Here is a 14,657-nt window from a genome sequence, read left to right on the forward strand (position 1 = left end):
GGCCGACGGCGACCTGCTGCGCGAGGCCGCCGAGCTGGTGGTCTCCACCCAGTTCGGCTCCCCCTCGATGCTTCAGCGCAAGCTGCGCATCGGCTTCGAGGCCGCGACCCGCGTCATGGAAGCCCTGGAGCACCTCGAGGTCGTCGGCCCCGCCAAGGGCTCCAAGGCCCGCGACGTCCTGGTCCGCCACGTCGCCGACCTCGGACCGCACTTCGCCGGTGTCGACTACGACCAGGCCAACGTCGACCCCGCCGACGGCGCGGACGTCATTGAGCTGCCCAGGCCCGCCAAGACCGACGACCCGGGCGAGGTGATCGAGGGCACCGTCCTCCCCGCCCACGACGACTCCGGCTGGGACCTGCCCGAAGACGCTGAAGGCGACCGGCCCTGGATCGACCCCCGGCTCAAGACCCGCGAAGGCCGCGCCAACCACCGCTCCTACCTCGCCACCCGCACCCGCCGCGGCGCCCGCAAGTTCGCCGCCCGGCAGACCACCCCGCACGGCATCGTGCCCGCCGCCCTCCGCGGCGAGCGCCGCGCCCGCCAGTGGGTCATCGGCATCGAGGGCATGAAGGCCCGCGCCGACATGGCCCTCGCCCTGACCATGACCAAGGAAGCGAAGAAGGAAGCCCGCCGCGCCGGCGTCGCCATCTTGGACCGCAAGAAGAAGCACGCCGCCGCGGCCCAGTCCCAGCAGGAAGCCGCCAAGGCCGTCATGGTCGCCGGCGCCGCGAAGAAGAAGGCGCAGAAGCTCGTCGCCGGGCGCGCCGCCGTGATGTACGGGCCCTTCGCCCTCGTCGACGCCGCCGCCCTCGGCTACGCCGACATCTGGGGCCTGCTCGGAGCCCTGGTCCTCAACCTCGGTGTCGCCGCCCGCGCCGGGAAGGACGTGGAGCTAACCGAGGAGCAGCTGGAGCGCCTGGAGCAGATCGAGGCCGGCGTACCCCAGCGCGTCGAGCCCGGCATGACCCCGCGCATGTTCGAGCAGATGATGCGCCAGGCCCTGACCGAGGACCTCAGCGCGAGCCTGTCCGCGCTGCGCGTCGACCCCCACCCGTGGGGCTTCGAGGTCCACGTCTGGCTGGACCGCATGACCCCGGAGAAAATCTCCAAGGGCCTGGACACCCTGGAGGCCTGCCTGCCCGGCGTGCGCACCGGCAGCATCCTGCTCCAGCAGTCCGCCGCCTCCCGCAACGAGTGCGTCATCCGCGTCCCCGGCGAGAACCAGTGGCAGGCCGTGCCCGAACTGCCCTACCGCGCACCCCACTCCGTCTCCACCGCCCAGCTGCACACCGCGCAGATCGGCGCCGACATGTCCGGCCGCCCGCTGGCCCTGCCGCTGTGCCGCACCAACGCCAACATGGTCGGCAAGTCCCGGTCCGGCAAGTCGACGCTGCTGCGCGGCCTGACCGACGCGCTGACCGCGACCACCGACCAGATCGTCATCGGCATCGACCTCGGCGGCGGCGGCAGCGGCTTCGGCGCGATGCGGCGCTGCATGCACGCGGTGGCCACCACCCCGCAGGAAGCGCACATGGTGCTGTCCTGGGCGCTCGCGGTCGGCAAGGGACGCACCGGCCTGTTCGACCAGCTCGGCATGGTGGAGAACTGGGAGACCCGCCCGGACCGGCCCGGCATCAAGATCGAGGTGGACGAGTTCCCGGCGCTCGTGCGCGCCAGCCGCCAGGGCTACCTCGACGAAGAAGGCCGCAAGGTCACCTGGGACCTGGACGGCATGCTCGCCGAAATGGCCATCACCACCGCCAAGTCGGACGTGACGATGGTGATCGCCGGGCAGGGCGTCACCAAGGAGAAGATCAAGGAAAACACCTGGGTCGTCGAGCTGCCCGTTCAGGTCATGGCCGCCTGCGACACCGACGACATCACCCAGATCATGGGGGCCGGAGCGATGGCCGAGGGATGGCGCCCCGACCGCCTCATCCCCGCCATGGGCGACCAGATCAACGACGCCTCCGTCGCCTACGTCATGGCCGGCGCCACCTACTGCGAGCCCATCCCCTACCGCGGCTCCATCGCCTCCCACGACGAACTGCGCCGCCGCGCCGAGGAACGCCTGACCGCCGGCCTGGTCGAGCTGGACGCCGAATCCGCCGCGCTGTCCTCCATCACCCTGGAGCAGATCATGCAGGCCTGCGCCGAGCGGCACGCGACCGGCGCCCAGGACGAGGCCGCCGACAGTGTCCCGGCCCTGATCGCCACCATCCGCCAGGTCTTCGCCGACGCCGGCGACCCGGCCGGCATGTCCCAGGAGGACCTGGCCGACGCGCTCGGCACCGCCGACCCGCAGCGCTGGGCCCTCGAGGAGTTCGACGCCGACCAGGCCGACGAGGAGGACGGCGCCGACGGCCGCGTCCCGGCCCGCACCGACGCGCTGCGCAAGGCCATCACCGCCGTGCTCCAGCCGACCGGGCGCAGCTGGCCGCTGGAGAAGTACAGCAAGAAGCACCCGCGCGGCTACCGACTGCGCGACCTCAAGGCCATCACCGGCGAGCCCCTCGACGAGGCCTGATCCGGCCGCCGGAATCGTAATGGAACCGCAGGTCAGCGAGGTGGAACCGGCCCGGAACCGGGCCGGAACCCCACCCCGCGACCGGAACCCGGTTCCGGTCCCACACCCCCGGTTCCCCCACCGTTCCGGCCCGCTGACCTGCGGTTCCCCCGGGTTCCACCCCGGTTCCAGCCCTCCCCGCGCCCTCTGGAGTGATCATGAACCACGACCCGATCCGGGCCAACGACCCCGGCTCCGGCCGCCACCTGGTGATCGCCGCCCGGAAGTTCCGCTACATCGAGCAAGACCCCGCCCACGAGCTGCGCACCGTGTGGATCGCCCACGACGTCGTCTGCCCGGCCTGCCTCGCCGACACCAACCTCACCCTGACCTTCCACGAGGCCGTCGACCCCTCCGTGCAGGTCACCTGCCCCACCGGCCACACCTGGGGCGAGATGGCCATCGATGTCGGCCACTTCACCGCCTACACCCGCCTGGTCTCCTGGTGCGACCCCGACCCCGACACCCGGTGGATCACCGACGCCGGATTCGGCGAGGAGCCCCCGCCGCCGATCGACTACGCCGGCGACCTGAAGGCCGGCTACACCTACGCCGCCAAATTCGCCTCCCGCCGCGCCAAGACCCGCACCCGGGCCGCGATCCGCCGCCCCGTCAAGAAGGCGAAGAAGCGCGCGATCAACGTCACCTGCGCCCCACTCGCCGCCGCGCTGCGCACCGCCTGGACGTGGCAGGCCGGCGGAATCCCCCAGGACCCGCCGCCGCCCGCCCCGAAGCAGCCAGCCAAGGAGCAAGGGCCGAAGGTGCCGTCGTACGCGAAGTACCGCAAGGCCTACGGCATCCCCGCCCCGCAGCGCGGCCCGCGCTGCCTGGTGTGCAACGACTCCCGGCGCATCCCCGGCACCGCCATCTCCTGCACCGAGTGCTCCCCCACGGCCGCCGGCGCCCCGAACCCGGCCGGGCAGGACGCGACGCCCCCCGGCGGCGGTGTCGTCAACCGCGGCGGCGTCGTCGGGGACGTCGTCAACAACGGCGCCAGTGCCCACGCCAGCCGCCTCACCGACCAGATCGGCCGCGCCACCGCAGGGCGAGGACACAGCAGCGTCGCCAACACCGGCCGTATCGGCAACGTCCAGAACAACCCCAACTGACCGGCCCTCGAGGAAGGAACCCCGCCGTGCTGACCATCGCCCCGATCCTGCTCCTTGCCCTGGCCGTCGTCCTGCTGGTGCGCAAGGGCGGCATGCGCTGGTGGCACGCCGCCACCACCGCCCTGTTCGGCTACTACCTCGCCTCCACCTCCATCGCCCCGAACCTCGACTCCGGCCTCGCCCAACTGACCGGCTGGGTCGGCAGCATCCAGCTCTGACCGGCGCCACCGCACCACCGACCCCGAAGGAGCGCCCATGGGCGTCAAGTACGTCATCTCCGAGCCGCCCGGCCCGACCTGGTGGGCCCGCAACAAGGTCGTCATCACCGCCGTCGCCGCCCTCGCAGCCGGCATCTGGATCGGCGGCCAGGGCGACGCCGCGACCTCCGACGGCCCCCGCCCGCAGCCGAGTCCGACCGCCACCGCCTCCGGCAGCTGACCGGCCGCTGCCGCCGGCCCCGGGCAGCCACGGCGACCCGGGACCGGCGGGGGCACCCCGGCCCCACCACTCGACACCGAAGGAGCACACCGTGCCGAACGTGCTGACCGACCTCATCGCCCGCCTGCAGGGCAAGACCGCCGCCTACGACACCACCGAAGACGTCGCCGCCCTGCTGCGCGACCAGACGGTCCGCCTCACCGGCCGCGCCCTCGTGCACCATGCCGGCGCCGCCCGCCTGGCCGACGAACTGGCCTACCAGCCCGGACTGATCGACCTGCGCGGCGAGCAGCTGGACGGCGCGCTCTACCTCCAGGCCCTCGCCGACGCAGCCCGCGCGCACGGCCACCGGCCGCTCGCCGACCGGCTCCAGGACGCCGCCGTCTCCGCGCGGGAGACCGCCGCACTGGTCTCGATCGCGGCCCACGCCACCGTCTCCGCACACGGCACGCCGGTCACCGAGGCCGCCTGACCAGCACCAACACAAGTAAGCAAACTAAATATAGGCACATGCTAGACAGGCCCATAAAAAGTAGGCATCATGAAGGTGTCGGCCCCACTCGGGGCCGGCAGAGAGGGGAAACTCCGTGCTCGCAACCACCACCGCCAGCCCCGCCACCGGCCGCGGCTTCAAAGTCCGGCGCATCACCGCCGAGGCGCTCCCCCGCGTCGCCGACCTCATCGACCACCTCGCCTTCCTCGCGATGATCGGTCTCGCGGTCACCTCGATCGGCAACCTCGGCCCGGCCTGGGCGCAGCTGAACGACGGCGCCTTCACCGTCGCGGTGTTTGCCCTCTTCGGCGCTTCCCGGTTCGTCGAGGGCCTCTTCACCTCCGTCTCCGATGCGCTGGACCCGGGCACCACCGACGGTGATCCCGCCCACCTGGCCGCGTGCGTGCTGCGCGGCCTGGCGAGCGACCTCGACAACGGCGCCGACAACGACGACGTGCGCATCGCCATCCAGGACAGCCGCGTCCTTGCGGAGGCTGGCGACCTGCTGTTCACCCTCGCTGTGAATTACCGCGCCAGCGGTGATCCGGAGCCGTCCGCCGCGTTCGGAACCGCCGCTGACCACGTCTACCGCGCCGCCCGCGAGCTGGGCGACAAGCAGGTCTGACGCCGCCCTGGGGCGGCCGCCATCCCGGCCAAGGACACGGCCGGCCGCCCCGGGCCCTCCCCACCCACGCGCACCACTCGACGAAAGAAGGAGAAACCCCTCGTGACGACCACCCGGAGCATCGCCGCCGCGAACGACGGCCCCGTCACCATCGACGCCACACTGCTCGGACACGGCGGCCGCGTCACCGTCCACGCCGAAGCAGGCTGCAAGCGCGCCACCCTCACCATCTCCACCCCGGACGAGTCCGGCCCGGCCGCCGACGCCGTGCGCGACGCCGCCCTCAAGCAGCACAAGGACAGCATCAGCGCTCGCATCGAGGGCCACGGCGGCATCAGCAGTGGCGGAACCATCGTCACCGGCGGCGGTCACCGCATGCAGTTCACTCACAACTCCGGCGTCATCATCGGCGGCAACTCCGTGGTCGGGAACGTCGTCAACGGCAGCGACGTCGTCATCGTCGGTGGACGCGTCGTGTCCGGCGGGAACGTGGTCTCCGTTGGTGGCAGTTCTCCCATCGAGGTCACCGCCACTGTTCCCCAGGGCAGCAGCGTGGCCGCGCGCACCCAATCCGCCGACGTCGACACCTTCGGCAGCCTGAAGACGGTCGGCGCCAACACCCAGTCCGGCGACGTCCGTGTCGGCCGCGCCGGCACCATCGAGGCCTCCACCCAGTCCGGCGACATCCGCCTGGAGCGCACCGACGTCGTCACTGGCAAGACCATGTCCGGCGACATCACCATCGGCGACTTCGGCGGCACCGCGAAGCTCAACACGATGTCGGGTGACATCCGCGTCCACGCCACCGCCGGCGGCAACCTCGCCGCCCGCACTATGTCCGGCGACATCGACGTCACCGCCACCGACGCCGCTCTCGCCGACGACCTGGACGTGCAGACCAGCAGCATGTCCGGCCGCGTCCGCACCCCGCGCCCCCGCCCCGGCACCACCGGCGTGCGCCGCCGCCGCTGACCGGCTGCCTGTCCTCCCCCGGCCACCACGGGGGCGGGCGGGGAGCCGGGCCAGGCCCGGCTCCCCGCGAGAGCCGCACCACCACCCACTACGAGGGGAGACCCACATGCCCGAACACGGAAACGCCACCAACACACCCCAGCGCGCCGCGCAGTTCCAGGACGGTGACCTGCTGCTGTACCGCGACCCTGAGGCGTACCTGACCGGCGCCGAGGACCACACGGTCGTGTGCCGGGTGGACGTGCACTCGCCCACCGACGTCGAGGAAGCCCACTACGGCCGGTCAGTACCAGTGCGAGTCATCTCCTCGGGTGAGCGGCTCCACGCGCCGCCGGCGTTCGTGCGGCGCATCGACCCGGCCGAGGTCATGCGGACCATCGACACCGCCCCGCTCCACGGGGACGTGTCGGCTCTGGAGTCGGCTGCGTCGGCGTGGCTGCGACAGCAGCCCAACGGCCGGGACTGACCGGCTGCCTGTCCGCCCCCGGCCACCACGGGGGCGGGCGGGGAGCCGGGACAGCCCGGCACCGCACCGAGAGGAGAAACCCGATGCCCAAGGACGACAAGCAGTGCCAGCAGTGCCTGGAGCACGCCGAACTGCACAAGGACCTCTTCGGCTTCAGCGCCTTCGGCAAGAAGGAGCCCTGCAAGCAGTGCGAGGAACACCTCGAGCTGCACGCCAGGGAGCGGCGGTCGTGGAGCTGGTTCTGACCACCCATCGCTGACACCCACGGGCGGCCGCTCCGGTTCGCCTATCCCGCACCACACGAGTCGGCCCCACCAGGGCTGGCAGAGAGGCGACACCGTGACCGAGTCCATCCGATACACCGCTGACGTTCTGGTCATCGACATCGAGGGCCGCGTGCTGCTGATCGAACGAGGGTGGCCGCCGCACCAGGGTCAGTTGGCTCTGCCGGGCGGGCACGTGGACCCGGGCGAGACCTCCCGGACCGCCGCCGCACGGGAACTGCTGGAGGAGACCGGAGTCCAGGTCCGCGAGGACGAGCTGACCCTGGTCGGCGTCTACGACGGCCCGGACCGCGACCCGCGCGGCCGGTACGTCACCGTTGCCTACTCCGTCTCCGTCCCCGCCAACACCACCGCGCAGGCCGGGGACGATGCCGCCGCCGTGCAGTGGATGCCGCTGGACGCCCCCGGCGACCTCGCCTTCGACCACAACGAGATCGTGCACGCCGCATGGCGCCAACAGGTCGCCGGCGGCTCCGACAGCGAGTTCGCTGCACAGAACGACACGGGCCGCTGACGCCCCGGGGCGGCCGCCATCCCGGCCAAGGACACGGCCGGCCGCCCCGGGCCCTCCCAACCGCTCCAACCGGAGCAGGAGGAGAACCTCCATCCTCCCCGATCCGAAGGAGCAGCACGATATGGCCCCGAAGAAGAGCCCTCACCCCGACAGCGTCGCCGCGGCCCAGCAGCGCCTCGCCGCCGCCAAAACCCGGCGGGACGAGACCAAGACGCAGGCCGACTGCGACTTCTGGAACGAGGTGGCCGCCGCCATCGACGGCGGCGAGCTGCTCCAGGCCCAGGCGTGCGAGGCGATCGGCTACGGCCGCGAGTACGTCCGCCGCCAGCTCCTGGAGCACAAGACCGACTGATCCGAGCGGGTGCCGCCCGGCCCGAACACCGGGCGGCACCCCACCCGCAGAGAGGACCCTGATCGTGCGGCTGATGCCCTGGGCACCCCGAGCCGAACGCCGGCGCTTCAAAGGCGCCCGTACCCTCGCCGACCTCGCCGACCTGACCGTCCGCGAGCTGGAGGCCGGCCACCAGCTCGATGTCGAGACCCTCCCGCTGATCCCGTCCCTGACCGCCGCCAACCAGGCCGGGCTGGTCACCACCTGCTCACAGCCCGGCGAGAGGGGCACCGGCGCCGACGGCCTGTGGTGGGAGCAGCGCGCCGCCCTCGAGGTCTTCACCGCCGACCGCGACCTGTGCCAGCGGATCAAGGCCGCCGCCGTCAGCGCCGAGCTGATGGTCGCCGCCCACGACCCCCGCACCGGAGCGACCGACGCCCCGGTCCTCATCACCACCCGCGACGGAGATCCGTACACCGACTTCCCCGTCCAGCTCACCCCCGAGGAACTGCGCAACAACTGGCCTGGCGCCCACCGCCACGCCCTGTCCGCCGCCGCGAATGCCGTGCACCTCGTCATCTACGCCTTCGAGTACGGGCCCACCGGCCAGCGGCTCTGGCCGTTCCTGGACGAGATCACCGGCCGCATCACCCCAACCGCCGCGGACATGGACTGCGTCGACTGCGGATGCACCGCCGCCTCCCGCTGCCCCGGCCCCTGCTGGTGGGTCTGGACCGCCGGCACCACCGCCGAATGCAGCACCTGCCGCTACGGCGACAGCCGCCCGGAGCCCGACGAGCCGGACGAGAACGAATGCGTGCTGTGCGGCGCCCCCTTCCACCACAGCGGCGACTACTGCACCCCCGCGTGCCGGGCCGCCGACCGGCCCGGTCTCAACGAGGACGGCAACTGGCCCGCCCCGGCGCTCACGCCGCTGCCCGCGCCCGCCTCCTACAGCGACGAACCGCCCTTCTGACAGCCCCCGCCCCGGGGCGGCCGCCATCCCGGCCAAGGACACGACAGGCCGCCCCAGGGCCCCTCCCTCCCCGCAGCACCCGACCGAACAGGAGACTCCTGATGCACGCTCGCGCCGCGCGCTTCGCCGCCCTCTACGCCCTGATGCGGGCTGCCGCCGATCTGGGCGACCACTGGATCCAGTCCGACCACTGCGCCCGCACCAAGGGCGCCACGAACGCCGCGCCGGTCACCGCAGACGACGGCACCACCCACGGCACCGCCGCTGGCCGGAAGGCCTGCGCCTGGCACTGCACCACCTACACCGCCACCCAGGTTGCCGCCCTCCTCATCGGTTCCCGTGTCCTGGGGCTCCGGCTGCACCCCGGCGCGACCGCCGCCGCGCTCGCGGTTTCCGGCCTGACCCACTACGCCGCCGACCGCCGCGTCCCCGGCGGCCTCCTCCAGCGCGTCGCCGACGCCACCGGCAAGGGCAACTTCTACCGGCTGGCCGGCCACGGCATGAACGGCTCCTACGCGCTGGACCAGGCATGGCACCACACCTGCGAGACGGTGGCCGCGCTCATCGCGGCCACCAAGTGACCCGGGTGATGACCGCCATGACAACCACGCTCGCCCCGGCCGTGCCGCGCACGTTCCGCTCCGAGAAAGCGCTCGCCACCGCCGTCGACGCCGTGTTCGCCGACGCCCTCGCCCAGGAACTCGCCGACGCCCTCGCCGACGACGCCCCCGGCACTGGGCGGCCGTTCGGCCTGCCGACAACCGGCGTCCTCATCGCGCAGGCCGGCATCGCCACCGGCCCCGCGGCGCCCGACCCGCGCTCCCCCTCCCCCGCCGTGCAGGCGGTACGGCGCGGCGCCGCCGTCGGCGGCCGGTGGGCCGGGCGCGCTGCCTGGTGGCTGCTGAAGACCGCAGCCTGTGCCACCGCCGTCCTCACCCGCGAGGCCCTCGCGATCGGCTGGCAGATGGTGTTCGGCACCGCCCTGCCCGGCACCGCCCGACCCGCCGAACTCGAGGCGGTCCCGCGGCCGACGGCGAGCGCTTTCCTCAAGGCCACCTCCGACCGCCTGCAGGTCGCGGGCTGGTCCCAGCACGCGCTGCACACCGCGACCGGCAGCTGCGTCCTGGGCGCCGAACGCGACCTCATCGCCGACGGCGCAGGCACCCGCCGCACCGCCACCCGCGCCAACGGTCACCTGTGCGCCGTGACCGGCGCCTGGTCCGTCTCCGCCTGGAACGACGCGCTGGCCCGCCGCGAGGACCAGGTCCACGCCGCGCTCCTGGCCGCCGCCGCCCGCGCCCGCGCCGCCGGCGACTGACGCGCTGCCCGATCCGCCCGACCCCGCACGCGGGCGGTGAGGGGAGCCGGACAGCCGCCCGGCCAACCCGACACACAAAGGAGGTGGACGCCATGACCTGGTGGGAGATCACCATCCCCACGCTCACCGCCGAGCAGCAGCACGGCGTCCAGGTGTTCACGTACCCCGAGACCGCGTTCCGCGTCTCGGCCGAAGCCAGGCAGCAGGCCGCGCTCGACGCCATAAGCGCCGACGCGATCCGGCACCGCCGCGGCGCCCAGGTCGACCTGGCCGCCATCACGGTCAGCAGCAGGCACACCGTCTGACTGCGCCCCGGGACGACCGCACTACCGCCAAGCAGACCGGCCGTCCCGGGCCCACCCAACCCGCATCACCGACACGAGAGGGCCCCACCATCATGGCTCAGCTCACCCACCCCCCGGCGCAGGCCGCCGCCATCATCCGCAGCATCGGCCAGCGCCGCACCCTTCCCTCCCTCACCCGCAGCTACCTGTGCGCCCCCTGCGCCGTCTCCTGGGCCGGCGACGAAGCCGACTGCTGGAGCTGCGGAAACCCCGCCAGCACCGAGTACACCCGTCGCGACGCCGCCGCTCTCGTCCTGTGCGCCGGCACCCAGCCCCGCCGGGGAGGTGCCGCCGCATGAGCGCCGACGTCCTCCCCCTCGACGTGATCCTCGGCCCCGCGACCGCCGCCGCCGTACTCCAGCAGCACGCCGACGCCATCGCCCACGCCGACCACCTCCCGCCCTCCACCGCCCTGCGCCTCGCCTGCGAGCGCGGCACCGATGGCGACCCCCTCCTCCTGGCGGCCCCCGGCCAGATCTGGTCCCTGCGCCCCGACGTCGCCCTCGACGACGCCCCGGCCCGCCGCCTCGCCGTGCACCAGCGCCTCGCCGCCCCGCCCCGCGTCCGCGTCACCTCCCTCGACGATGACACCGACGGCCAGGCCGACGAACTCCTCATCGAGGTCCTGGAGATGTACCGCCTCGACTCCTGGACCCCCGTCGACGCGCTCCTTGAAGGAGGAACCCGATGAGCGACACCACCCACGCCCCCTCCCCGACCTGCTCAGCCGTTGCCGCCCTGATCGGTGACGCGAAGCCGGCCACCGACCGGCTGCTCCGGCAACTTGCCGAGTCGGTCCGCGACGTGCGTGAGCACGACCACCCCTCGCAGAACGAAGACCTGTACTGCTCGAACCTCACCTCTTGGATGGGCGACCGCACGGCCGTCGTGCTGCGACGGCTGCTGGACGCGGAGGCCCAGGTCGCCGAGCATGAGGCCGCACCGCTCCCGTCATGGGTGCATCAGCTCGGTGACGAGCTGGGCGACTTCCTGTCCGACCTGGCGCCCGCCGCGATCTCGTACTACGACCCGGAGACGCCGGACGCCCAGGTGCTGGCCCGCGTGGAGCGGGCGTTCGCGGTCGGGCGGGACCGGGCGCGGGAGCGGCTGGCCGACCGGCGCGGCGAACCCGCCTGCGACACCGCGCCCGGAATCACGGTGTACCGCGCGTCGTACGACTCAATCGCCATGGGCCTCTACACCACCCGCGAAGCCGCCCGCGCCCACTGCGAGGCGTACGTCCGCCGCGAGGTCGGCGACGAGGTGATCCTCGACTGGGTGCCGGACGACAGCAGCGAGGACGCGCCCGAGGAGCTGTGCACCGGCTACGACGCCGAGTGCACCGGCTACATCGTGACGCCGCTGACCGTGGCCGCCGCCTACGACGAGGAGGCAGACGAGTGACCACCCGCCTTGCCCCGTTCCCGCCGCTCACCGGCCGCGAGCCGTGCCGCCGCGACGACGTCGACCCGGACCTGTTCTTCGACGCCGACAGCACCGCGATCACCCGAGCCCGCCGCCTGTGCATCGCCTGCCCGCTGCGCACCGCCTGCCTCTCCTGGGCCCTGGATCACCCCGCCTGGACCACCCACGGCGTCTGGGGCGCCACCACCCCCGAACGCCGTGACGAGCTGCGCGTCGAGTTCACCACCAACAGCGAGAAGGGCAACGCCGCATGACCACCACCGACACCCGCACCGCCGCGCTCACCGCCCTGCAGAACGGCCGACCGATCGCCGACATCGCCGCCAAGACCGGGCTGAGCACCGGCCAGATCGCCGCCCTGGCAGAGGCCGCCGGCGCCACCAGCGAGCACGCCCGCACCGCGCTGCGCGACCTGATCGAGGCCCTCGCCTGGGGCGAGCAGCACGACACGAAGAAGGCACGCAATCTCGCCGCCCGCGCCCGCCGCGCCCTGACCGACCTGGTGCAGCTGAGGCATGAGGAGACCGCCATCGCCCAGGCCCGCGAGGAAGTCGCCGCGCTGAAGAAGCAGCTCGCCGACGCCGAAGCCAAGCTCCGCACCGTACGCACCGGTGGCCGCACAACCGCGCCCGCGACCGCCGCTGCCGGAGACGGCGCCCGCACCCGGGAGGAGCGCCGCGCCATCCGCGAGTGGGCCCGCGCGCAGGGCCACCAGGTAGCTGACCGCGGCCTGCTGCCCAGCCACCTCATCACCGCCTACCGCAACCGCGCCTGACCGCGCTCTCCCGGCCGGGGCCGAACCGCCTTACCGGTTCGGCCCGGCCGGGCCCCGCACACCACTCCCCCTACACGAGGAGCAGCACATGAAGCTCACCATCGACCACACCAAGCTCGCCGACACCGTCGCCTTCGCCACCAGCGCACTCCCCGCCCGCCCGCCCGTGCCCGTCCTCGCCGCCGTCAAGCTCACCGCCACGGACGGCGAACTGTCCGTCGCGGCGTACGACTACGAGCTCGCCGCGACCGCCACCGCGACCGCCGACGTCCACAACCACGGCCAGGCCCTCGTCTCCGGTCGTCTCCTGGCCGACATCACCCGCACGATCCGGCAGGACGTCCACCTCACCACCACCGACACCCAGGCCATCCTCGAGGCTGGCACCGCGAACTTCACCCTGCCGCTGCTGCCGCTGGAGGAGTACCCGACCCAGCCCGACCTCCCCGCCCCGACCGGCACCGTCTCTGGTCGACTCCTGGCCGACGCCATCGCCCAAGTCACCCCGGCCGTCTCCCGCGACGACACCCTCCCCGTCCTGACCGGCATCCAGATCAGTCTCGACGGCACCGCACTCACCCTGGCCGCCACCGACCGCTACCGCTTCGCCGTCCGCACCATCGACTGGAAGCCCACCGACGGCGACCACCCCGTGCACCGCGTCCTCGCGCCCGCCAAGGCCCTCCAGGACATCGCCAAGGGCATGGCGGCCGCCGACGGCGACGTCACCCTCGCCCTCCCCGAGGGCGACCACACCATCGGCCTGACCACCGGCCAGCACCGCACCACCCTGCGCACCCTCGAGGGCAAGCTGCCCGACTACGACGCGCTGTTCCCCACCGAGTTCACCGCGACCGCCATCGTCGACACCGACGCCCTCACGGCCGCCATCAAGCGCGTCGCCCTGGTCGCGGACCGCAATACCCCCGTAAGCCTCTCCTTCACCAACGGCAGCGTCACCGCACAGGCCGGCACCACCGACGACGCCCAAGCCATCGACACCACTGACGCCACCCACACCGGCGACGACATCGACATCGCCTTCAACCCCACCCTTCTCCTGGACGGCCTCAAGGCCGTCGGAACCGACCGCGTCCAGCTCGACTTCACCACCCCGGTCAAACCCGCGCTGCTCCACGGCGAGGGCGCCCCCGACAGGGCGCTGCGCTACCTCCTCATGCCCGTACGCACCAGCTGACCCCGCCACAGTGACGGGCCGCCTTTCGGTGCAAGTGCGGCCTTTATTCCGGAAAGTGAGGTCAGAAATTTCTGACCTCACTTTCCGGGCGTCGCCCTGTGAACCCTGTCAGCCCACCCGATAAAGAAGGCCCCGACAGACAGCCTGTACGGCTCTCTGTCGGGGCCTCGCTACGCCTCAGGTGCCTCGGCGCCCAGCACGCTCACGGTCTCTCCACGGACCGCTCCGCGGCGGTCAGGCGCTTCGCCACCTTGTCGAACTGTGCCCGCACCTCCGCCAGCACCTCCACGGCGCGCTCTCCGTCTGCATCCTTCACCGTGGACGGCGCCAGAGCCGCATGCGCGCGCTGCAAGGCGCCCACCGCCCCCCTCAGCTCGGCAACGCTGTCCGGCTGCTCCCGCTGGCCACCTGGGAGGTCAGAAATTTCTGACCTCGCCGACGGGATCGCCGGAGCCGTCAGCGCCTTCGCCGCACCCGAGAGCATGGCCGCTGTCGGCCGCGTCTTCCCCTGAGCTTTCGCCTCAGCCGCTCCCGCCTCGACCACCTCGCGCGCCCGGTCTGTCCCATGCTCCCTGAGTACGGCGGACACCACTTTGCGCGCGGACGCTCGCGTCAGGAGCTGCGCCACGTCGTCGCCCAGGGAGCTGACCGCGCGGATACGAGCTGCGTCCTGAAGCAACTCGAAGATGTACTTGGGCTCTACGTCCAGCACCCCGGCAGCCCACTGGGCGAAGTTCGGAGAGCCCGCCACCTGATGTAGCTCGCGCTGCTGCGCGATCTCCAGCAGCGCGCCCTTGTTGAGGGTGACGAAATCCTCGGA

General features: G+C 72.7%; 21 protein-coding genes and 1 pseudogene. 21 read left to right on the forward strand and 1 reads right to left on the reverse strand.

The features are described from left to right. Positions 1-4: 4 nt before the first annotated feature. The 21 genes and pseudogenes from E4198_RS00090 to dnaN form a co-directional block, all read left to right on the forward strand. A pseudogene (locus E4198_RS00090) lies at positions 5-187 on the forward strand (DNA translocase FtsK); the annotation flags it as partial. Positions 188-2,727: 2,540 nt separating this feature from the next. Further along, the gene (locus E4198_RS00095) at positions 2,728-3,678 is read left to right on the forward strand and encodes a hypothetical protein (protein ID WP_136181300.1); all 951 of its coding nucleotides are present in this window, start codon (positions 2,728-2,730) and stop codon (positions 3,676-3,678) included. A 26-nt stretch (positions 3,679-3,704) separates the two neighbouring features. Further along, a complete protein-coding gene (locus tag E4198_RS24705) occupies positions 3,705-3,896 on the forward strand; it encodes a hypothetical protein (protein ID WP_168711327.1) in 192 nt (63 codons plus the stop codon). 37 nt (positions 3,897-3,933) lie between these two features. Next, a complete protein-coding gene (locus tag E4198_RS00100; RefSeq protein WP_136181301.1) occupies positions 3,934-4,116 on the forward strand; it encodes a hypothetical protein in 183 nt (60 codons plus the stop codon). Positions 4,117-4,207: 91 nt separating this feature from the next. Beyond that, positions 4,208-4,588 carry a hypothetical protein gene (locus tag E4198_RS00105; RefSeq protein ID WP_136181302.1) on the forward strand — a complete coding sequence of 127 codons (381 nt, stop codon included), beginning with the start codon at positions 4,208-4,210 and terminating at the stop codon, positions 4,586-4,588. A 115-nt stretch (positions 4,589-4,703) separates the two neighbouring features. Continuing rightward, positions 4,704-5,234, forward strand: a complete 531-nt coding sequence (locus E4198_RS00110) for a hypothetical protein (RefSeq protein ID WP_136181303.1) — start codon at positions 4,704-4,706, stop codon at positions 5,232-5,234. A 102-nt stretch (positions 5,235-5,336) separates the two neighbouring features. Next, positions 5,337-6,206: a DUF4097 family beta strand repeat-containing protein gene (locus E4198_RS00115; protein WP_136181304.1), complete on the forward strand. Its 870-nt coding sequence runs from the start codon at positions 5,337-5,339 to the stop codon at positions 6,204-6,206. A 106-nt stretch (positions 6,207-6,312) separates the two neighbouring features. After that, positions 6,313-6,672, forward strand: coding sequence for a hypothetical protein (locus tag E4198_RS00120; RefSeq protein ID WP_136181305.1), 360 nt, complete (start codon positions 6,313-6,315; stop codon positions 6,670-6,672). Between the two features lie 83 nt (positions 6,673-6,755). Next, on the forward strand, positions 6,756-6,917 hold the full coding sequence (locus E4198_RS24710) for a hypothetical protein (RefSeq protein ID WP_168711328.1): 162 nt from the start codon (positions 6,756-6,758) through the stop codon (positions 6,915-6,917). Between the two features lie 94 nt (positions 6,918-7,011). Then, a complete protein-coding gene (locus E4198_RS00125; RefSeq protein ID WP_247597485.1) occupies positions 7,012-7,470 on the forward strand; it encodes an NUDIX hydrolase in 459 nt (152 codons plus the stop codon). 121 nt (positions 7,471-7,591) lie between these two features. Further along, entirely contained in the window at positions 7,592-7,822 is a 231-nt protein-coding gene (locus E4198_RS00130; RefSeq protein WP_136181307.1) for a hypothetical protein, read from the forward strand. A gap of 73 nt (positions 7,823-7,895) precedes the next feature. Next, positions 7,896-8,777 (forward strand): hypothetical protein, encoded by an 882-nt coding sequence (locus tag E4198_RS24715; RefSeq protein WP_168711329.1) that lies wholly within the window; start codon positions 7,896-7,898, stop codon positions 8,775-8,777. Positions 8,778-8,878: 101 nt separating this feature from the next. Beyond that, positions 8,879-9,358: a hypothetical protein gene (locus E4198_RS00140; RefSeq protein WP_136181308.1), complete on the forward strand. Its 480-nt coding sequence runs from the start codon at positions 8,879-8,881 to the stop codon at positions 9,356-9,358. A gap of 8 nt (positions 9,359-9,366) precedes the next feature. Beyond that, positions 9,367-10,095, forward strand: coding sequence for a hypothetical protein (locus E4198_RS00145; protein WP_136181309.1), 729 nt, complete (start codon positions 9,367-9,369; stop codon positions 10,093-10,095). Positions 10,096-10,187: 92 nt separating this feature from the next. Then, positions 10,188-10,400 (forward strand): hypothetical protein, encoded by a 213-nt coding sequence (locus E4198_RS00150; RefSeq protein ID WP_136181310.1) that lies wholly within the window; start codon positions 10,188-10,190, stop codon positions 10,398-10,400. Positions 10,401-10,492: 92 nt separating this feature from the next. Beyond that, positions 10,493-10,738 (forward strand): hypothetical protein, encoded by a 246-nt coding sequence (locus tag E4198_RS00155; RefSeq protein WP_136181311.1) that lies wholly within the window; start codon positions 10,493-10,495, stop codon positions 10,736-10,738. Next, on the forward strand, positions 10,735-11,130 hold the full coding sequence (locus tag E4198_RS00160) for a hypothetical protein (RefSeq protein ID WP_136181312.1): 396 nt from the start codon (positions 10,735-10,737) through the stop codon (positions 11,128-11,130). Before E4198_RS00155 ends, E4198_RS00160 begins: the two co-directional genes overlap by 4 nt. Further along, a complete protein-coding gene (locus E4198_RS00165; RefSeq protein ID WP_136181313.1) occupies positions 11,127-11,843 on the forward strand; it encodes a hypothetical protein in 717 nt (238 codons plus the stop codon). The genes E4198_RS00160 and E4198_RS00165 overlap by 4 nt, the downstream gene beginning before the upstream one ends. Then, on the forward strand, positions 11,840-12,118 hold the full coding sequence (locus tag E4198_RS00170; RefSeq protein WP_136181314.1) for a WhiB family transcriptional regulator: 279 nt from the start codon (positions 11,840-11,842) through the stop codon (positions 12,116-12,118). The genes E4198_RS00165 and E4198_RS00170 overlap by 4 nt, the downstream gene beginning before the upstream one ends. Then, entirely contained in the window at positions 12,115-12,639 is a 525-nt protein-coding gene (locus tag E4198_RS00175) for a histone-like nucleoid-structuring protein Lsr2 (protein WP_136181315.1), read from the forward strand. Before E4198_RS00170 ends, E4198_RS00175 begins: the two co-directional genes overlap by 4 nt. Before the next feature lie 88 nt (positions 12,640-12,727). After that, the gene (gene dnaN, locus E4198_RS00180) at positions 12,728-13,837 is read left to right on the forward strand and encodes a DNA polymerase III subunit beta (RefSeq protein WP_136181316.1); all 1,110 of its coding nucleotides are present in this window, start codon (positions 12,728-12,730) and stop codon (positions 13,835-13,837) included. A gap of 202 nt (positions 13,838-14,039) precedes the next feature. Here dnaN and E4198_RS24720 read toward each other — a convergent pair. Then, a partial coding sequence (locus E4198_RS24720) for a hypothetical protein (RefSeq protein WP_168711330.1) occupies positions 14,040-14,657 on the reverse strand: 618 nt, incomplete at its 5' end.

Origin of the sequence: Streptomyces sp. RKND-216 (assembly GCF_004795255.1) — a bacterium.
Classification (GTDB): domain Bacteria; phylum Actinomycetota; class Actinomycetes; order Streptomycetales; family Streptomycetaceae; genus Streptomyces; species Streptomyces hazeniae.

Coding starts and splice junctions, on each gene's coding strand:
- E4198_RS24715 (WP_168711329.1), top strand. CDS start 7,896: ATGCCCTGGGCACCCCGAGCCGAACGCCGGCGCTTCAAAGGCGCCCGT.
- E4198_RS00150 (WP_136181310.1), top strand. CDS start 10,188: ATGACCTGGTGGGAGATCACCATCCCCACGCTCACCGCCGAGCAGCAG.
- E4198_RS00130 (WP_136181307.1), top strand. CDS start 7,592: ATGGCCCCGAAGAAGAGCCCTCACCCCGACAGCGTCGCCGCGGCCCAG.
- E4198_RS00160 (WP_136181312.1), top strand. CDS start 10,735: ATGAGCGCCGACGTCCTCCCCCTCGACGTGATCCTCGGCCCCGCGACC.
- E4198_RS00100 (WP_136181301.1), top strand. CDS start 3,934: ATGGGCGTCAAGTACGTCATCTCCGAGCCGCCCGGCCCGACCTGGTGG.
- E4198_RS00175 (WP_136181315.1), top strand. CDS start 12,115: ATGACCACCACCGACACCCGCACCGCCGCGCTCACCGCCCTGCAGAAC.
- E4198_RS00155 (WP_136181311.1), top strand. CDS start 10,493: ATGGCTCAGCTCACCCACCCCCCGGCGCAGGCCGCCGCCATCATCCGC.
- dnaN (WP_136181316.1), top strand. CDS start 12,728: ATGAAGCTCACCATCGACCACACCAAGCTCGCCGACACCGTCGCCTTC.
- E4198_RS24710 (WP_168711328.1), top strand. CDS start 6,756: ATGCCCAAGGACGACAAGCAGTGCCAGCAGTGCCTGGAGCACGCCGAA.
- E4198_RS00120 (WP_136181305.1), top strand. CDS start 6,313: ATGCCCGAACACGGAAACGCCACCAACACACCCCAGCGCGCCGCGCAG.
- E4198_RS00095 (WP_136181300.1), top strand. CDS start 2,728: ATGAACCACGACCCGATCCGGGCCAACGACCCCGGCTCCGGCCGCCAC.
- E4198_RS00140 (WP_136181308.1), top strand. CDS start 8,879: ATGCACGCTCGCGCCGCGCGCTTCGCCGCCCTCTACGCCCTGATGCGG.
- E4198_RS00145 (WP_136181309.1), top strand. CDS start 9,367: ATGACCGCCATGACAACCACGCTCGCCCCGGCCGTGCCGCGCACGTTC.
- E4198_RS00165 (WP_136181313.1), top strand. CDS start 11,127: ATGAGCGACACCACCCACGCCCCCTCCCCGACCTGCTCAGCCGTTGCC.